Source organism: Nonomuraea jiangxiensis, from assembly GCF_900099965.1.
Classification (GTDB): Bacteria; Actinomycetota; Actinomycetes; order Streptosporangiales; family Streptosporangiaceae; genus Nonomuraea; species Nonomuraea jiangxiensis.
This window is the reverse complement of sequence record NZ_FNDJ01000025.1, coordinates 86492-101979: the sequence shown is the minus strand read 5'-3', so window position 1 is coordinate 101979 and position 15488 is coordinate 86492. Positions and strand designations below refer to the sequence as shown.

Here is a 15488-nt window from a genome sequence, read left to right as displayed (position 1 = left end):
GACCAGGGTCCCGCCATGGCCACGAAACGGATACGGGTGGAATGGTGCTCACCGGCGTCATGCGGAACGGCGCGGCGTTGATCTCGTCCGCATGAGCACAGCCGGCCCGCGGGGTTCTGTCGGTGGCGGCGGGCAGAATCGGCGCATGGAGAAACCTGTGATCGTTTCCGCTGAGGAGTGGCAGCGGGCCCGCGACGACCTGCTGGTGGCCGAGAAGGAGGCCACCCGTGCGCTCGACGCGATCGCCGCGCGCCGCCGCCGGCTGCCGATGGTCCGCTTCACCGGTGATTACGTGTTCGACACCCCGGCCGGGAAGCGGAGCCTGCTCGACCTGTTCGAGGGGCGCAACCAGCTGGCCGTCTACCAGTTCATGGACAACGGGCCGGACCACTATTGCCCCGGCTGCACCTGGTTCACCGACAACGTGCCCATTCACGGCCTGGACCTTCTGGCCGAGTGCGGGGTCACGTGGGTGACCGTGTCCGACATGCCACTCGCCCAGATCGAGGCTTACAAGGCGCGCAAGGGCTGGACGTTGCCGTTCGTCTCGACGCACGGCACGTCGTTCGCCAAGGACTGCGGGGCCGAGGGGTTCATGCTCAGTGTGTTCCTGCGCGACGGTGATGACGTCTACCGGACCTACAACACCACCGCCCGGGGAGTGGACCGGCTGGTCTTCGCCAACAGCATGCGCGACCTCATGCCCTACGGCAGGCAGCAGGACTGGGAGGACTCGCCGCCCGGCTGGCCGCAGCACCCCACGTACGGATAACACGGCACATCACGCGCCGTCGGCCGGAGGAAGAGCCGCCGGGTTCAAGCCGCTGGCTTCAAAGCCGCCGGGTTCGATGCCGGGTGGGCCGTGCCGGGGGTCACAGCCGGCGTCGGCGGCCCTGATCGGACCTCGGGCCCGGGACGTGCCGGGGACGTGCCGCGACGAACGTCAGCCCAGGGCCCATTCGAGGAGCCCCCCGATCCCCGCCGCCACGATTACGGAGGTGATGGCCAGCAGGATCGAATATCCGCAGCCCCTGCCCCCGCTCACCCGCTCGCCCCGGTTGAGCCCCTCGCCAGGCCCCCGCCACAACGGCCTGGGCTCCAACACCAGGTAGAGGAGCGCCCCGATCTGGCCGACGGTGAACATCCAGAACCATGCCCACCGGTTGGCGAGCCGCGGGGTGGAACAGAGCATGACGAGGAAGGCGAGCCCCCACGAGACGGCGACCCACCAGCCGCCGGGGATGTCGAAGGGCCGGTCAGGGAGGAAATCGTTCCCGGAGGATCCCGCCATCGACTCCCGCACCAGAGACGGCGGGGCCGAGGCTTGGCGTACGTCGGTCATGAGGCGCGCGGTCGTGTACGGCCCCTCGGTGTCGGTGAATCCGGCGTCCACGTGGTGCCAGACCAACGGCGCCTCCGACCACTCCAGCCACTCCAGCACGCCCGAGTCGCTGTCCCGGTAGTTGACCCGGTCGATCTCCCCGGCCAGCGCCGCGGTGCGGAACTGCGCCAACGTCCGCGAGGTGGGCAGGGAGGCGGCGGTGCTGATCAACATGCCACCGAGCAAGGGGACCAACAGCGCCAGCCGGATGACGAAGATGGTCGTGTGGCGGATCCGGGTGACTAAGGCAGAGTCCACGCCCCCTTCCTACCGCATCGGGACGGTCCCTGATCGCCCGCCGTACAGGGGCCGGTTGTGAGGCCGCCCACCCCTACGGCAAGGTCAGTGCGAATGAGCCTCTTCGTGCGCCTCCTCGACGGAGGCTCCCGCCATGAACGCCGCGATCCCGGCGGCGAATTTGGAGCACTCGAGGATGTCCTCGTGCGGGCAGGCCAGGCCATGGGCGATGGCGGTGCGTGCCGCCTGGGCCTGGGCGATTCGTTGATCCAGCTCGGTGAGCTTGTGCCGGTAAAGCCCCCGCCAGCCGTCGCCGGGCAGCGAACGAGACGTGACGAAGGCTTTGACCTCCCGCAAGGTGAAACCGACATTGCGCAGCAACAGCACCACACCGACCAGCCCGACCGCCGAGGGCGGATAACGCCGCTGGCCTGAGACTCGGGCCGGCGCCGGCAGTAGGCCGAGCTCCTCCCAGTAGCGCAGAGCGGAGGTGGCGACGCCGGTGCGGCTCGCCAGCTCGCCGATCGTCAGCTGCTCATCCATTTGACTTCAAGCATACTTGAAGCCGTTGACTGGCGATCATGCAGGCAACAGGCGCATCTCTCAAGCAACGCGCGCTCAGAAAACTGGTACGCCAGGCGCACCACCCCCGGGGCATCGTCGGGTGGGCGGTCGGCTGGATGTTCGCCCATCGCCCCTCCAACCGGCAGCGCAACGTCTGGGCAGTGTCGTTGCTGGACGTGCGGCCCACCGACCGGGTGCTCGAAATCGGCTTCGGCCCCGGCATCGCCATCGCCGAGCTCGCCGGACGCGCCACCCGAGGCCACGTCTTCGGGATCGACCACTCGCGGGCCATGGTCCGGCAGGCCGCCCGCCGCAACGCCGCCGCCGTCCGCGCCCACCGCGTGCACCTCACGCACGCCTCCGTGGAGCGGCTGCCGAGCTTCGGCGACCCGCTCGATGCCATCCTCGCCGTCAACTCCGTGGGGTTCTGGCCCGACCCGGTGGAACGGCTTCGCGAGCTGCGCCGCCTGCTCCGCCCCGCGGGACGCATCGCGCTCGTCAGCCAGCCCCGCTGCCCCGGCGCCACCCGGGACACCACGGTCCGGGCCGCCCAAGAGCTCCAGGACCTGCTCACCCAGGCCGGCTTCACCCATGCCCGGGTCGAGACCCTTGAGCTGGACCCGCCCGTGGCCTGCGTGCTCGCCGGCAATCCGGCCGGCGTGCCGTCATGACCGGGGACAACACGCCGGCCGGCTTCCGGCTAGTCGGGCTCGGACTCGTCCTGCGGGAGTGGACCGCTGACGACCTGCCCGTGATGGCCGAGATGTTCGACGACCCTCAGGTCAACCTGTGGACCCCGACAGCGAACCCATCACCCGAGAAGGCAGCCGCCATCCGCTCCACACCTGGCGACACCACCGCCACCACCCACCCACGGCAGAGCCGGCCAAACCCGTTGTCAGTGCCGCCGCTCGTGGCGGGAGGCGACCGCAAGATCCACCTCACGGTGGGGGCCCTTGAGGAAGCCGCGGACTGTTGCAGGCGATCACTCATGCGCGTTCAATCCCAGGGCGAGCGGTGCCTGGACGCATCGCCTGACAGGGACCGGCTAGCGAGTCTCGGAGGCGGTCGAGCCGTCGGGCGTCAGACCGTGGCGGGAGATCGCGGCCGCCTCCTCCGCAACGCCCGTCCGGGTCAACATGACCACGAGGAGGGGCAGGGCTTCGGCGTTCCCGCAGGACACGACGGCATCGCGCAGCAGGCTCATCGCCTCCTCCGTCCGCCCCGAGTTGAAGAGCAGCACGGCGGCCCGCCGCGACAAGCCGGCTCGGCCCGCCCGGGAAGCCGCTCTCACCAGGTCCACGGCCTCCGCGGCCTGCCCGCCCTTGAGGAGCCTCCGTACGAGCTCCTGGGTCGCCGCATCGACTCCGTCCGCCGCCGCCGAACGCAGCAGCCGATCGGACTCCTCCTCCCTGCCGAGGTCGCGAAGCACCCGTGCTAGCAGGTAACGGGCCTTGGCGCCGTGCGGTCCGATCCCGGCCTGGAGGACCTCGACGCACTCCTCCCGCCGGCCTGACTCCGTCAGCAGGCCGGCGAGGGCCGAGAGCGCCTCGTAGTCGAGATCGACCAGACGGCGCAGGAGGAGCTCGGCCTCGGCCTGGCGTTCGCTCTTGAGCAGCAACGTCGCCAGCAGCACGCCCAGGCTCGGATCCTTCTCCGGCGCGGCTCGTACGTCGTCCAGCGCTCGAAGGGCCTCGCCTCGCAGGGGCTCCTCGCCGAAGAGGCCGGCCAGTTCCTTGCCCATATCGTTGAAGCGGCCGGCCATCATCCGCCGTCGCAGCCGCTCGCCGTCGATCCCGGGACGCCGCCGGCGCAGCAGCCGCAGCAGTGCGCTCACCGCCTCGGGGAACGCCGTCGCCGCCCGCATGTCGCGTTCGAGCAGCTGCCACCTCGACAGGCCGGTCCGGCGCCGGGCGGGCGTCTCCACCGGCCGGCCGTCGAGCAGGCGCCTGATCCCTTCCGCCTCGCCCGTCCGGCCGAGGCGTTGGAGCAGGATGACCAGCAGCCGGGCGGCGGACCGGTCTCCCCGGCGGAACGCCGTGCGGAGCAGCTGCTCGGCTTCCTGCTGCCGTCCGCTGTTGTGCAGCAGGATCGCGAGGTCGTGTTCGGCCTGCGCGTTGCCGCCCGCGGCCAGCTCACGGAGGTCCTGCTCCATCTCACCGCCGCTGCGGGTCCGCCGCAGCAGGGCGAGCAGTAACCGCTGCGCGTCGACGTCCCCGGCGCCGACGGCCTGCCGCAGCACCTCCTCGGCCTCGGGTGACCTGCCCATCTGCCCCAGCAGCTGCCACAGCGGCGACCACGCCGACAGCCTGCCCCGGGCGAAGGACGCCCGCCACAGGGCCAGCGCCTGGGGGTAGCGCCCGCGGCGGGACGCGGAGGCTCCCAGCCGCTCCAGGTCGTCCGCATCGCCGGTGTGTACGGCCAGCGCTCCCCACATCTCGTCGGAGACCGGCGAGCAGCGCCGCGCCGCACGGCCCTGCTGGTCGATGAAGTCCGCGAGCACGTAGCCTTCGACGCGGTTCGCGGTCCGTGAGGTGCCGGTCAGGAGGGAGATGCCGCCTCTGAGCGGTTCGCACGCGTACCCCAAGGAGTCCTCGAACCACCCCGGTGCGGCGGCGGCCCGTTGCGGGCCGTTCAGCGACGCGGCGCTGAGCTCGCGGAGCAGTCCGGCGGAGAGCGGGCCGAGGTGCCCCAGCCGGCGGGCGTCGATCGCGGCGTTGACGACCGCCCGCTTGTACGGGTCAGGGGCGTCCTGCCAGCGGCTCATGAGATCGGGCCCGCCGGACAGGGTCTGCGTGACCCCGTATCCGCTGTCCAGCGCCGTCAGTGCGGTGGCCACCCGGGAATCACGCTCGGCGATCTGGCGCGCGTTCGTCAACTCAGTCGGCGTGAACGCGTCCGGGACGGAGATCTTCGTCGCGTTTTCCAGGAGCGCCCGCACTTGGTGATGCGGGTCGGGCGTGCCCGGCCGCGGCGTCCTGGTGTAGGCGAACCAGTATTCGGGCCACATGGAGCCGATGGCGACGACGTCCGAGGTCACGGTGAGGAGGCGGCGTACCTCCGCCGCGGCGGCCTCACCCTGGTCGCCCTCGAAGTAGATCTGGCTCTCGTTCAGCCACAGGACGGTACGCGGCTCGACTCCTTCCTCCAGGATCGCCAGCAGGTCGGTGGCGTGCAGGGGATGGCGGAGCGTCCAGTCGGGCAGGCGGCTCGCCACGGCCTCGTAGGCGCTGCGCGTCTTCCCGGTCGAGGAGGTGCCGACCAGCATCACCAGCGTGGGGTGTTCCGGGCTGTCCAGGACGTGCCGCAGCAGCCGGTCGTGGTCGCGCGGCACGTACGTCGGGAGCCTCCGGGACAGCTCGGGCCGCTCGGCGGCCAGGTCCAGCGCGATGGCCGGATGCACGCCCAGGGCGATCGGATCGCTCTCCTCGACGGTCGGCGTGGACGTGGCCCTGGCAGGCGTACCCTCCGGGACGGCGCGGGACTGCGCGATCTGGCTCACCACGGCCACCCCGGCGAGCAGGCCGGTCACCGTCCAGGTGAGCGGGACCCACCACCAGGCCTTGACCTCCACGGTGCTGGTCGCCAGGTTCCCCACCAGCCCGATCGCCACCGGGATCGCGACCATCGCCACCGGCGACGCCGCCCAGCGCCTCCGACCGTCCCCGCCCATGCGACTCATCATCACGGCGTGCGGCCCGAGGGACAACCTGGGACGTCACAGGTCGCCGAAAGCCTCGTCGGCCCAGCCGCGTACCAGGGGCCGGACGGGGGTCAGGAACGGTTCGAGCCGCTCCCTGACCTGGGACCGGAACCCGGGGGAGAGCCGTTCCCTGTCGGCGGCGAGCTGCCGCGGGAGCCGGGCCAGGTAGGCGGTCCTGGTGTGCGCATCCTCGTCAGGGCGGCTGCTGAGGATGACCGTCACGCATTCGTCGTAAGCCCGCTCAAGATCGCTCTCGCCTGCCGGGTCGCTGGAGGCCGGCCAGACGCGGGTGAGGGCGTTGGTGGTGGACAGCGCGAGGTCGGCGCTCACCACGCCGATGGCGGTCGTGGACTCGACGGCGTCAGGGCTCTCCACGTCGCCGTAGTCCAGGGCCGTGACCAGCGCGCTGCCGGAGCCGCCCAGGAGTTTCACGGCATCGGCGTAGCACAGTCTGTCCGGCACCGGAGCCTCCTCGCGCGCGGTCGTTGTCCAGCTTGGCCGGTGAGCGCGGCGGCGTACAGCCACCACCAGGGTCGCCGCGACCGCGCCCACCGCCCTCACTGGGGGCTTCCGGCCGGTCAGCGGAAGTCGGAGATGCGCAGCACCGCCAGCATGTCCGTCGCCCGCGAACCGGTCGAGAAGGACGCCTCCGCGCCGACCCAGCCGCGGAAGGCACCCGAGTCGTCGATGATCTGCATGAGCGGTTTGACGTGGGAGTTGCCCGTGTAGCAGAACTCATCGCGCTCCATCGCCAGGCAGGTGCACCAGTGCCAGAGCGTGTCGCGGCGGTCGGTCTTGGAGATCATCGTGAGGTAGTACTGGATGGAGCTGACGTTGGCGCTCGTTCCGCCGCCGTAGTTGGGGCAGCCGCCGGCCTTCTGGCAGGCGCCGTTCGAGGAGGGCTGCAGGTAGGTCAGGCACGAGGTGGTCCCGGTGCAGGCGCGGAAGGCGGACAGGCCGAACGGGTCGTCGGCGGCGTTGACGATCTTGCCGTTCGCCCAGCTCGTCAGGTCCTGCCGGAGCGAGCCGGGGAAGGCCTTCACCGAGCTCATCGCGCGGCGGGTGCTGACCGCGGCGTTGCTGCCGTAGCCGTACCCGTGCGTGGCCAGGGTGCTCTGCTTGAGGTCCAGGCGGGCCAGTTTGCCGTCAGGGGAGGGCTCGACGTACCACTGCTCCGTCCACGCCTGGGCGATGTTCCACCGGATGGTGAGCACGTTGCCCGCCAGGGTGTACGTCCCGGTGCGGCTCTCGTCGGGGGCGCCGGTGAAGCCCCCGGCGGTGAGGATCTCGCAGGCACGGGGGCGCGTCTGCTTGCCGCCCGCTGTGGTCGTGCAGCTCGAGTCGGGCTTGGTGCCGGTGCGCTGCCGGGCCTGGGGGTGACGCTGCCACCACAGGAACAGGGAGGAGGTCACCGTGCCGCCGGTGGCGAAGCGGTAGGTGCCCAGGCGTACCCAGTTCTGCTGGGAGGCGGCCTTCAGGTGGCCCTGCGAGATGACATAGGTGCTCTTGCCGCCCGGCAGCGCGGCGGCGGAGACCGCGGCGGTGGCCGGTGAGGCGGGCAGGAGGGCGATGGCGAGCAGGAAGGACAGGATTGCCGCGGCGAAACGCATCAAGGAGACTCCGGGAAGGCTTACGGGCTTGGCCGATCTTCAACGGGCCACCGTATTCGGTCGGGACCGCATCTGTCCGAGAAACCCGCTTCGGTGCGGCACCTGGAGCCCAGGGTGGCTGCCGTCACCCCGGGCCCCGTGTCACGACCCGCCCGCGCGTCAGCGTGGCGCCTGGACCAGGCCCGCGCCCAGGTCCTCGTCGTCGGCGTTGTCGTCGAACACCCGCTGGGTGGCGTTCATCAGCAGCGCGCCGGCGACGGCCGCCGCCCTGGCGTTGTCGCCGCGTGCCCGCAGCTCCTCCCACCACAGGGCCGCCGCGCCGGCGACGTGCGGGGTGGCCATGCTGGTGCCGCTCTTGCTGGTCAGGCCGCCGCCCGTACGGGCCGAGACCACGCCCACGCCCGGGCCGCTGATCTGCGCGAACGTGTTGGAGAAGTCCGCCACGGCGAGCACCCCCGACTGCTTGCGCCGCACCGCCGCGACCCCGAGCACGCCCTCGGCCGCCGCGGGCAGCTCGGGACCGACCTCGAAGTCCGGGTCCAGCTCGCGGTGGCTGGCGTTCCCGGTCGCGGCGATGACCACCGTGCCGGGGCCGGTGGCCGCCTGCGCCACCGCCATCCGCATGAGCCTGTCGTAGAGCCGCAACGTCGCCCGGTAGGCCTCCAGCGCCCGCGACATGGCCAGGAACTGCGGCATCTCCAGCTCGTCCTCCAGCGTGCGCCAGTACCGGAAGAAGTCGATGCCGATCGACATCGTGATGACGTCCGCGTTGTGGTCCAGCGCCCACAGCACGCCCTTGACGATGTCGCTCGTCGAGCCGGTGCCGTCGTTGCCCAGCACCTTCCCGATCAGCGCCTTCTCCACGCCGGGCGCCACCCCGATCCGTACGCCGTCCACCGGCCGGCCGAAGACGGTGCCGGCGCAGTGGGTGCCGTGGCCGTTCTTGTCGCCGGTGCCGTCGCCGGTGAAGTCCTCCTCGACGAGCGTCATCCCGGTGAAGGCCGGGTGGGTCGCGTCGATGCCGGTGTCGAGCACCGCGACCACCGAGCCGGACCCCGTACGCGGGGAGTCCGGCGCGCCGACCGCCTGCACGCCCCACGTGACCTGCTGGGCCGCCTCCGCCTCCGGCATGGGCGCGGCCGCGTCCTCCGGCCCGCCCGGCAGCGTGGTCGGCATCGGCCGGGCCAGCGCGGCCACGGCCGGATCCCGCCTGAGCTCGGCGACCTCCCGCTTGCCGAGCTCCACCACCTCGACGTGCGGCTGGCTGACCAGGCCAGGCTCCGGGCCGACCCGCTCCTCGAACGGCGCGGCAAGCCGCGTCCTGCTCAGGTCCCGCAGGATGATGAACGTTTCCGCCATGTCATCCCCTCCTCCGTGTTCTTCCGTTAAGAGGGTGGGAGCGCCCGGCAGATACGCCTGGCCGGCCTCGGTACCGGCATGACCTCGCCCCAGATCCACATACGAGCCGACGGCGGCTTCATGACCGGACTGGCGTAGCGGCTATGCAAGCGCATAGTATGCTCTCCGTACGGATCAGAACTTATGCAATTGGGTAAGGAGACATGGACAGCGTGGACCTCAAGCCCGACCCCGAGGACCTGACCGCTCGCGCCCGGATCAGGGACGCGGCCCTGCGGCATTTCGGTGAATACGGGTTCGAGGGGGCGACCACCCGGGGCATCGCCGAGACCGCGGGAGTGTCCAGGGGGCTGCTGCGCCACCACTTCGGCACCAAGCAGGCGTTGCGCGAGGCGTGCGACGAGCACCTCGTCAAGCTGATCGGCAGGATCAACGAGCAGGCCAGAAGCAGCGCGCCCACGAGCGGTATGAACAGCATCGCGGTCGCCACGGCGGCGCTCGGGCCCTATCAGCAATACCTGGCACGCGCCCTGACCGAGGGATGGGCCGAGCCGGTGTTCGACGCGATGGTCCAGATGAGCGAGCAGTGGCTGGCGGAGCTCGACGAGCGCCGCCCCGATCCCCCCTTCGCCGACCGCACGGCCAGGGCGACGGTGGGCACCGCCATGGCGCTCGCCGTCTCGATCCTCCACAAGCACGTGTCCCGCGGGCTCGGGGTCGACCTGCACAGCCCGGAGGGCGCCCACCGGCTCGCCCTGACCGTGCTCGACATCTACTCCCACCCCTGGATCGACCCGGAGGAGGCCGCGGTGTACCGCGACGCCCTGGAGAAGAGCCGGCCCCAGCAGACAGCACCCAGCGAGGAGCGCACCGATGAGTGAAGCGATATCCGTCAGCGGCTTAATCAAGACCTTCGGCGCCACCCGCGCGCTGGACGGGCTCGATCTCGTCGTACGCACCGGAGAGGTGCACGGCTTCCTCGGCCCCAACGGCGCGGGCAAGAGCACCACGATCCGCGTCCTGCTGGGCCTGGTGCGCGCGGACGCGGGCACCGCGCGGCTGCTCGGGGGCGATCCCTGGGCCGACGCGACCGAGCTGCACCGCAGGCTGGCCTACGTGCCGGGCGACGTCACGCTCTGGCCGGACCTGTCCGGCGGCGAGGTGATCGACCTGCTCGGCCGGCTGCGCGGCGGGCTCGACGAGCGGCGCCGCGCCGACCTCCTGGACCGCTTCGACCTGGACCCCCGCAAGAAGACCCGCACCTACTCCAAGGGCAACCGGCAGAAGGTGGCCCTGATCGCCGCGCTCGCCTCCGACGCCGAGCTGCTCATCCTCGACGAGCCCACCTCCGGCCTGGACCCCCTGATGGAGGAGGTCTTCCGGGACGTGATCCGGCAGGAGGACCGCACCGTGCTGCTGTCCAGCCACATCCTGGCCGAGGTCGAGGCCCTGTGCGACCGGGTGACCATCATCAGCGACGGGCGCACGCTGGAGAGCGGGACACTGGACGACCTGCGGCACCTGACCCGTACCTCGATCCAGGCCGACCTGGTGGCGCCGCCGGACGGGCTGGCCGGCCTGTCCGGCGTGCACGACCTGCGTGCCGACGGCGGCCGGGTGCGGTTCGACGTCGACACCACCGCCCTGGACGCCGTGCTGCGCCGCCTCACCGACTTCGGCGTACGCGCTCTCGTCAGCCGGCCGCCCACGCTGGAGGAGCTGTTCCTGCGGCACTACGACCGCACCGGCGCGACCGCCGGCCGGGGCGTGGAGGTGACACGATGACCGGCGTCGGCCACCTGGTCCGCCTGGCGCTGCGCCGCGAGCGGGGCATCGCCCCCTGGTGGATCCTGCTGCTCGTGGCCCTGGCGCTGTCGCTCGTCGCCTACATCAACCGGGCGATGGGCACCTATCAGCTGAAGCTCGAATACCTGGACGTCATCCGCGGCAGCGCCTTCTTCCAGGGGCTCGGCGGCGGGGTCCCAGAACCGCGGCTGGAGACGTTCGCCACGTGGCGCAGCGGGGGGTTCCTCTACGTCGCCGGCGCGTTCGCGGCCGTCATGTCCGTCGTCCGGCACACCCGCAGGGAGGAGGACTCCGGCCGTAGCGAGCTGGTCCGCTCGGCCGTGGTCGGCCGCTCCGCCCAGCTGACCGCCGCCCTGCTGGTGGCGGCGGGGATGAGCCTGATCGGCGGCCTGGTGACCGCTGTCGCGCTGATCGGGGCCGGGCTCGAACCGGTCGGGTCGCTCGCCTACGGGACCGCCATCATGACGGCGGGCTGGGTGTTCGCCGGCGTCGCCGCGGTCGCCGCGCAACTGGTCCGTGAGGCCCATACGGCCACCGTGATCGGCCTGTCCGTGCTCGGGATCTCGTACGTGATGCGTTATGCCGGTGACGCGACGGGACAGACGTGGCTGACCTACCTGTCCCCGATCGGCTGGAGCCATCTGGTGCGGCCCTACCAGGACGAACGCTGGTGGATGCTGCTGGTCTCGGCCCTCGTCGCCGCGTTCCTGTCCGTCGCCGCCTACCGCCTGCTCGGCCGCCGCGACCTGGGCGCCGGGATGTTGTCGGAACGGCTCGGGCGCGAGCGGGCTCCCGAGCTGCGCGGCCCGATCAGCCTGGCCTGGCGGCTCCACCGCGTCCTGCTGGTCAAGTGGGCGGCCGGGGTCGCGTTCTTCGCGGCGGTGGCGGCCGGTCTGAGCCCGCTCGCGCGGGATCTGCTCGCGCGGCCGAGCATCGTGGTCGACAACATCGTGAAGCTCCTCGGCGTCCACGGGGACGAGACGCTCGGCGCCTATTCGTGGTACCTCATCCTGATCCTCGCGTACTCCGTCGCGCTCTACCCGGTGCTCATGACCCTGCGGCTGCGGTCGGAGGAGACCTCGGGCCGCGCGGAGGCCGTGCAGGCCACGCCGGTGAGCCGGCTGCGCTGGGCGGGCGCGCACGTGCTGCTGGCCGGGCTGGGCACGACGGCGCTGATGGCCGTCGCCGGGCTCGTCTTCGGCACGCTGTACGCGCTGCTCGTGGGCGACCTCGCCACCGACGTGCCGCGCTTCCTGGCCGGCGCGCTGAGCACCGTGCCCGCGGCGTGGACCGTCGGAGCGGCGTCCGTGCTCGCGTACGCGCTGCTGCCCCGGGCGAGCGCGGCGATCTCCTGGACCGTCTGGATCCTGACCGCCGGGCTCGGGAAGGTCGCCGGCCCCCTGTACGGGGTGTGGGACGGCACCCCGCTGGAGCCCTTCCACTACATCCCCAACCCCTTCGCCACGGCGTCCTCCGAGGTGACACCGGCCCTGACCCTGCTCGCCCTCACGGCGATCCTGCTCGGCGGCGGACTCGTCGCCCTCCGCCGCCGCGACTTCGGATAGCGCCTTACGGCAGGATGAGGGGACCGGCCTCGCCGCGGCCGGGCTGGAAATGATCGGCCCCGAACCCGCATGGGAGAACACGTGCCCCCTGAGACCGACCCGGCGTTCGACCTCACCGGCAGACCGGCCCAGGTCGCCGGCCTGGCGGCGGTGGTCTGAGTGGAGACCAGGGCACTCGTCGTCACCGGACCCGGGCACCTGACGATCCAGCCGCGGCCCGTGGCCACGCCCCGGCCGCACGAGGCCGTCGTCTCGGTCGCCTACGGTGGGATCTGCGGGTCGGACCTCCACTACTGGAAGAGCGGGCGCGTGGGCGAGGCCGTCCTTCGCGCTCCGATGGTCCTGGGCCACGAGGTGGTCGGCGTCGTGGCCGAGCCCGCCGCCGACGGATCGGGGCCGCCGGCCGGGGGTCGCGTCGCCGTACATCCCGCGCGGGTCTGCGGGCGCTGCGACCACTGCCTGCGGCAGGAGCAGAACCTCTGCGAGGACATGCGCTACCTGGGGAGCGCCGCCCGGATGCCGCACACGGACGGCGGCTTCGCCGAGCGGCTCGTCATGCCGGCCGGCCGCCTCGTCCCGATCCCTGACGGGCTCGACCTGAGAACGGCGGCCCTGGCCGAGCCCGCCTCGGTGGCCCTGCACGGCCTGCGGCGGGTGGAGCGGACGGCACGCGCGATCGAGGGCGGCGACGTCCTGGTGGTCGGCGCCGGACCCATCGGCCTGCTCTGCGTCGCGCTCGCCCGCATCGCCGGGGCGGCGACCGTCACGGCGACCGACCTCTTCGACGAACCCCTCCGGCTGGCGCGCCGGATCGGCGCGACCCACGTCGTCCGCGCGGGCGGGGACGACCCGATCCCGGCCGCCGACGTCGCGATCGAGTCCTCGGGCTCCTCCGCGGGGCTGACCACCGCCCTCACGGCGCTGCGCCGCGGCGGAACCCTCGTCAGCGTGGGGCACCTGCCGCCCGGCGGGGTCACCGCGCCGCTGCACCTCGCGGTCACCAGAGAGCTCACCCTGGCCGGGTCGAGCCGTTTCCACCACGAGATGCCGGACGCCTTGTCGATCATGAACGCCGCGGCCGAGCGGTTCGCGCCCGTGGTCACGGCCGTCTTCGGGCTCGACGCGGCGCCGGCGGCGTTCGAGGAGGCGGCCGACGCGCGGCGGTCGAGCAAGGTCCTGGTCTCGTTCGCCGGGGAGGCGCCGGCGTGAGGGTCAGGTGTCCTGGCCCTGCTCGAAGCGGACCAGCTCTTCCAGCAGCGTGCGCATCGCGGCGATCCGGTCCTGGCCGAGGCGCCGCGCCCACCGCTGCTCGATGTCCCCGAGGATGCGGGCGGCGGCGAGCTGGGCCTCCATGCCGCGCCCGGTCAGCCGGATGATCTTCGCGCGGTGGTCGGCCGGATCGGCCGTCCGCTCGACGTAGCCGTGCCGTTCGAGCTCGCTGACCACCTCGCCGAGCGCCTGCTTGGAGAGCCCGGAGCGTTCGGCGAGCACGGTCAGCCGCGAGCCGTCGGCGTCGATGAACCGGAAGACGGAGCCGTGGGTGAAGCGGATCCCCTCGAACCCCTCCTCGCCCAGCCGCTGGTGGAGGTGCGCGACCATGACGTCCTTGGCCTGCGTGAACAGGGCGGGAAACGGCAGCTCGCCCGCGCCTTCGCCGCCCTGCCTCCCGGCTCGCGTCGTCATCCCGGGTGACCTTTCTTCCGCAGTGATTTAGTCAGGCCACTTGACAGTCCCGCACCCCCAGATAGTACGGTCGCCTTACTATCTGTGGACGCTGGCCGGCTCCGAACATCGACAATCGTAGAGGAATGTCATGAACAGTTTCGCTGCCGACGTCGAGGCCCTGGCCAAGCGGGTGAGGGGCCCCGTGCTCACCCCCCGGGACGAGGGCTACGACACCGAACGCGCCGGATACCAGCTTGCCCGCTGGCACCGTCCCGACCTGGTGGTGGGCGCGACCGGAGCCGCGGACGTGCGGGCCGCGGTGGCGTTCGCGGGCGATCACGGGCTTCCGGTGGCGGTGCAGGGCACCGGACACGCGCTGGCGGGCACCGCCGGTGAGGGCGGAGTGTTGATCAACACCTCCCGGATGACGGGCGTCCGGGTGAACGGGCGGGCGCGCACGGCCTGGGTGGCGGCCGGCACCAGGTGGGACGAGGTGATCCACGAGGCGGCGGCCGCCGGGCTGGCGCCCCTGTCGGGCTCCTTCCCGGGGCTCGCCGTGGTCCCCTACACCCTCGCCGGCGGGCTCGGCCTGCTGTCCCGGCGTTACGGCTACGCCGCCGACCACGTACGCGCCCTCGACGTCGTCACGGCGGACGGCCTGCTGCGGCATGTCACCGAGGTCTCCGAGCCGGACCTGTTCTGGGCGCTGCGCGGCGGCCGGGACAACTTCGGCGTGGTCACCGCGATCGAGCTCGACCTCGTGCCGGTCACCACCCTCTACGGCGGCTCGCTGCAGTTTGCCGGCGAACTGGCCGCCGAGGTCTTCGACACCTATCTGAGCTGGACCGCCACCGTGCCCGACGAGATGAGCTCGTCGATCATGCAGATGTCCTACCCGGACCTTCCCGCGTTCCCGGAGGCGCTGCGCGGCCGTCAGGCCGTCCACGTCCGGATCGCCTACGCCGCGGACGTGCTCGACGACGCCGAGAGCCTGGTCGCGCCGCTCCGGGCGCTCGGCCCGACGGGCGACACCCTCGGCGTGCTGCCCTACACCGAGGCCGGGTCCATCCACGCCGACCCGCCCTTCCCGGGGCACGTCGAGGCCGGTACCGCCCTGCTGGGCGACCTCGACACCGCGGCGGTGCGGGCCATCCTCGACCAGGCCCCGCCCCACGCGCCGCTGCCGCACGTGTTCGAACTGCGTCACCTCGGCGGCCGGCTCGCCCACCCACCGGCCGTGGGCAACGCCGTCGGCAACCGGGACGCGCGATTCCTGCTCAACGTGATCTCGCGGTTGGAACGGGCCGAGATCACCGAGGTCCGGCCGGCGCACAAGCGCATGTTCGAGGCGGTCGCGCCGTGGAGCACCGGCGGCCGGCTGCTGAACTTCATGAACGGCGAGGACGCCGCCCAGCAGGTGCGCTCGGCGTACGATCCCGAGGACTACCGGCGGCTGACCGAGATCAAGGCCGTCTACGACCCCGGGAACACCTTCCGCCTCAACCACAACATCCCACCGGCCGACGACCGCGAGCACGATCGCCGGGCGGGCATGGCGCCGGCGACGGTCCCGGTCACGCCGGCGACGTAGGCTCTCC

14 protein-coding genes are annotated in these 15488 nt (G+C 72.0%); 7 read left to right on the top strand and 7 right to left on the bottom strand.

The window, feature by feature from the left end; translation table 11 throughout:
• The first annotated feature begins 157 nt into the window (after positions 1-157).
• The gene (locus BLS95_RS40600; protein WP_245765585.1) at positions 158-772 is read left to right on the top strand and encodes a DUF899 domain-containing protein; all 615 of its coding nucleotides are present in this window, start codon (positions 158-160) and stop codon (positions 770-772) included.
• Between the two features lie 171 nt (positions 773-943).
• Here the strand turns inward: BLS95_RS40600 and BLS95_RS40595 are convergent, their stop codons facing one another.
• Both BLS95_RS40595 and BLS95_RS40590 read right to left on the bottom strand, forming a co-directional pair.
• Positions 944-1639: a hypothetical protein gene (locus tag BLS95_RS40595; RefSeq protein WP_090944601.1), complete on the bottom strand. Its 696-nt coding sequence runs from the start codon at positions 1637-1639 to the stop codon at positions 944-946.
• An 84-nt stretch (positions 1640-1723) separates the two neighbouring features.
• Complete coding sequence (locus BLS95_RS40590; protein ID WP_090944598.1) at positions 1724-2161, bottom strand: MerR family transcriptional regulator; 438 nt, start codon at positions 2159-2161, stop codon at positions 1724-1726.
• A gap of 38 nt (positions 2162-2199) precedes the next feature.
• Between BLS95_RS40590 and BLS95_RS40585 the strand changes: the two genes are divergently transcribed.
• Positions 2200-2853 (top strand): class I SAM-dependent methyltransferase, encoded by a 654-nt coding sequence (locus BLS95_RS40585; RefSeq protein ID WP_090944595.1) that lies wholly within the window; start codon positions 2200-2202, stop codon positions 2851-2853.
• A 377-nt stretch (positions 2854-3230) separates the two neighbouring features.
• Here BLS95_RS40585 and BLS95_RS40580 read toward each other — a convergent pair whose 3' ends face one another.
• From BLS95_RS40580 to BLS95_RS40565, 4 genes are all read right to left on the bottom strand, one after another.
• Positions 3231-5855: a tetratricopeptide repeat protein gene (locus BLS95_RS40580; RefSeq protein ID WP_090944591.1), complete on the bottom strand. Its 2625-nt coding sequence runs from the start codon at positions 5853-5855 to the stop codon at positions 3231-3233.
• Positions 5856-5900: 45 nt separating this feature from the next.
• The gene (locus BLS95_RS40575) at positions 5901-6347 is read right to left on the bottom strand and encodes a hypothetical protein (RefSeq protein WP_090944588.1); all 447 of its coding nucleotides are present in this window, start codon (positions 6345-6347) and stop codon (positions 5901-5903) included.
• Positions 6348-6463: 116 nt separating this feature from the next.
• Complete coding sequence (locus BLS95_RS40570; protein WP_143044079.1) at positions 6464-7495, bottom strand: hypothetical protein; 1032 nt, start codon at positions 7493-7495, stop codon at positions 6464-6466.
• Between the two features lie 159 nt (positions 7496-7654).
• Entirely contained in the window at positions 7655-8854 is a 1200-nt protein-coding gene (locus BLS95_RS40565; protein WP_090944584.1) for a S8 family peptidase, read from the bottom strand.
• Between the two features lie 203 nt (positions 8855-9057).
• On the opposite strand from BLS95_RS40565, the gene BLS95_RS40560 reads away from it, so the two are divergent.
• The 4 genes from BLS95_RS40560 to BLS95_RS40545 all read left to right on the top strand — a co-directional run bounded on the left by BLS95_RS40560 (position 9058) and on the right by BLS95_RS40545 (position 13434).
• Positions 9058-9735, top strand: a complete 678-nt coding sequence (locus tag BLS95_RS40560; protein ID WP_090944581.1) for a TetR/AcrR family transcriptional regulator — start codon at positions 9058-9060, stop codon at positions 9733-9735.
• Positions 9728-10639 (top strand): ABC transporter ATP-binding protein, encoded by a 912-nt coding sequence (locus tag BLS95_RS40555; protein ID WP_090944578.1) that lies wholly within the window; start codon positions 9728-9730, stop codon positions 10637-10639. Before BLS95_RS40560 ends, BLS95_RS40555 begins: the two co-directional genes overlap by 8 nt.
• Positions 10636-12225, top strand: a complete 1590-nt coding sequence (locus tag BLS95_RS40550) for an ABC transporter permease (RefSeq protein ID WP_090944575.1) — start codon at positions 10636-10638, stop codon at positions 12223-12225. The genes BLS95_RS40555 and BLS95_RS40550 overlap by 4 nt, the downstream gene beginning before the upstream one ends.
• Before the next feature lie 159 nt (positions 12226-12384).
• Positions 12385-13434, top strand: coding sequence for an alcohol dehydrogenase catalytic domain-containing protein (locus tag BLS95_RS40545; RefSeq protein ID WP_090944573.1), 1050 nt, complete (start codon positions 12385-12387; stop codon positions 13432-13434).
• Between the two features lie 3 nt (positions 13435-13437).
• Here BLS95_RS40545 and BLS95_RS40540 read toward each other — a convergent pair whose 3' ends face one another.
• Positions 13438-13908: a MarR family winged helix-turn-helix transcriptional regulator gene (locus BLS95_RS40540; RefSeq protein ID WP_090944570.1), complete on the bottom strand. Its 471-nt coding sequence runs from the start codon at positions 13906-13908 to the stop codon at positions 13438-13440.
• A 130-nt stretch (positions 13909-14038) separates the two neighbouring features.
• On the opposite strand from BLS95_RS40540, the gene BLS95_RS40535 reads away from it, so the two are divergent.
• Positions 14039-15481: an FAD-binding oxidoreductase gene (locus tag BLS95_RS40535; protein ID WP_090944568.1), complete on the top strand. Its 1443-nt coding sequence runs from the start codon at positions 14039-14041 to the stop codon at positions 15479-15481.
• Positions 15482-15488 lie beyond the last annotated feature (7 nt).

What these genes read in the sequence shown, in the direction of transcription:
- BLS95_RS40590 (WP_090944598.1), bottom strand. Translation starts at nt 2,161, where the DNA reads ATGGATGAGCAGCTGACGATCGGCGAGCTGGCGAGCCGCACCGGCGTC.
- BLS95_RS40585 (WP_090944595.1), top strand. Translation starts at nt 2,200, where the DNA reads ATGCAGGCAACAGGCGCATCTCTCAAGCAACGCGCGCTCAGAAAACTG.
- BLS95_RS40580 (WP_090944591.1), bottom strand. Translation starts at nt 5,855, where the DNA reads ATGGGCGGGGACGGTCGGAGGCGCTGGGCGGCGTCGCCGGTGGCGATG.
- BLS95_RS40570 (WP_143044079.1), bottom strand. Translation starts at nt 7,495, where the DNA reads ATGCGTTTCGCCGCGGCAATCCTGTCCTTCCTGCTCGCCATCGCCCTC.
- BLS95_RS40565 (WP_090944584.1), bottom strand. Translation starts at nt 8,854, where the DNA reads ATGGCGGAAACGTTCATCATCCTGCGGGACCTGAGCAGGACGCGGCTT.
- BLS95_RS40560 (WP_090944581.1), top strand. Translation starts at nt 9,058, where the DNA reads ATGGACAGCGTGGACCTCAAGCCCGACCCCGAGGACCTGACCGCTCGC.
- BLS95_RS40555 (WP_090944578.1), top strand. Translation starts at nt 9,728, where the DNA reads ATGAGTGAAGCGATATCCGTCAGCGGCTTAATCAAGACCTTCGGCGCC.
- BLS95_RS40550 (WP_090944575.1), top strand. Translation starts at nt 10,636, where the DNA reads ATGACCGGCGTCGGCCACCTGGTCCGCCTGGCGCTGCGCCGCGAGCGG.
- BLS95_RS40540 (WP_090944570.1), bottom strand. Translation starts at nt 13,908, where the DNA reads ATGACGACGCGAGCCGGGAGGCAGGGCGGCGAAGGCGCGGGCGAGCTG.
- BLS95_RS40535 (WP_090944568.1), top strand. Translation starts at nt 14,039, where the DNA reads ATGAACAGTTTCGCTGCCGACGTCGAGGCCCTGGCCAAGCGGGTGAGG.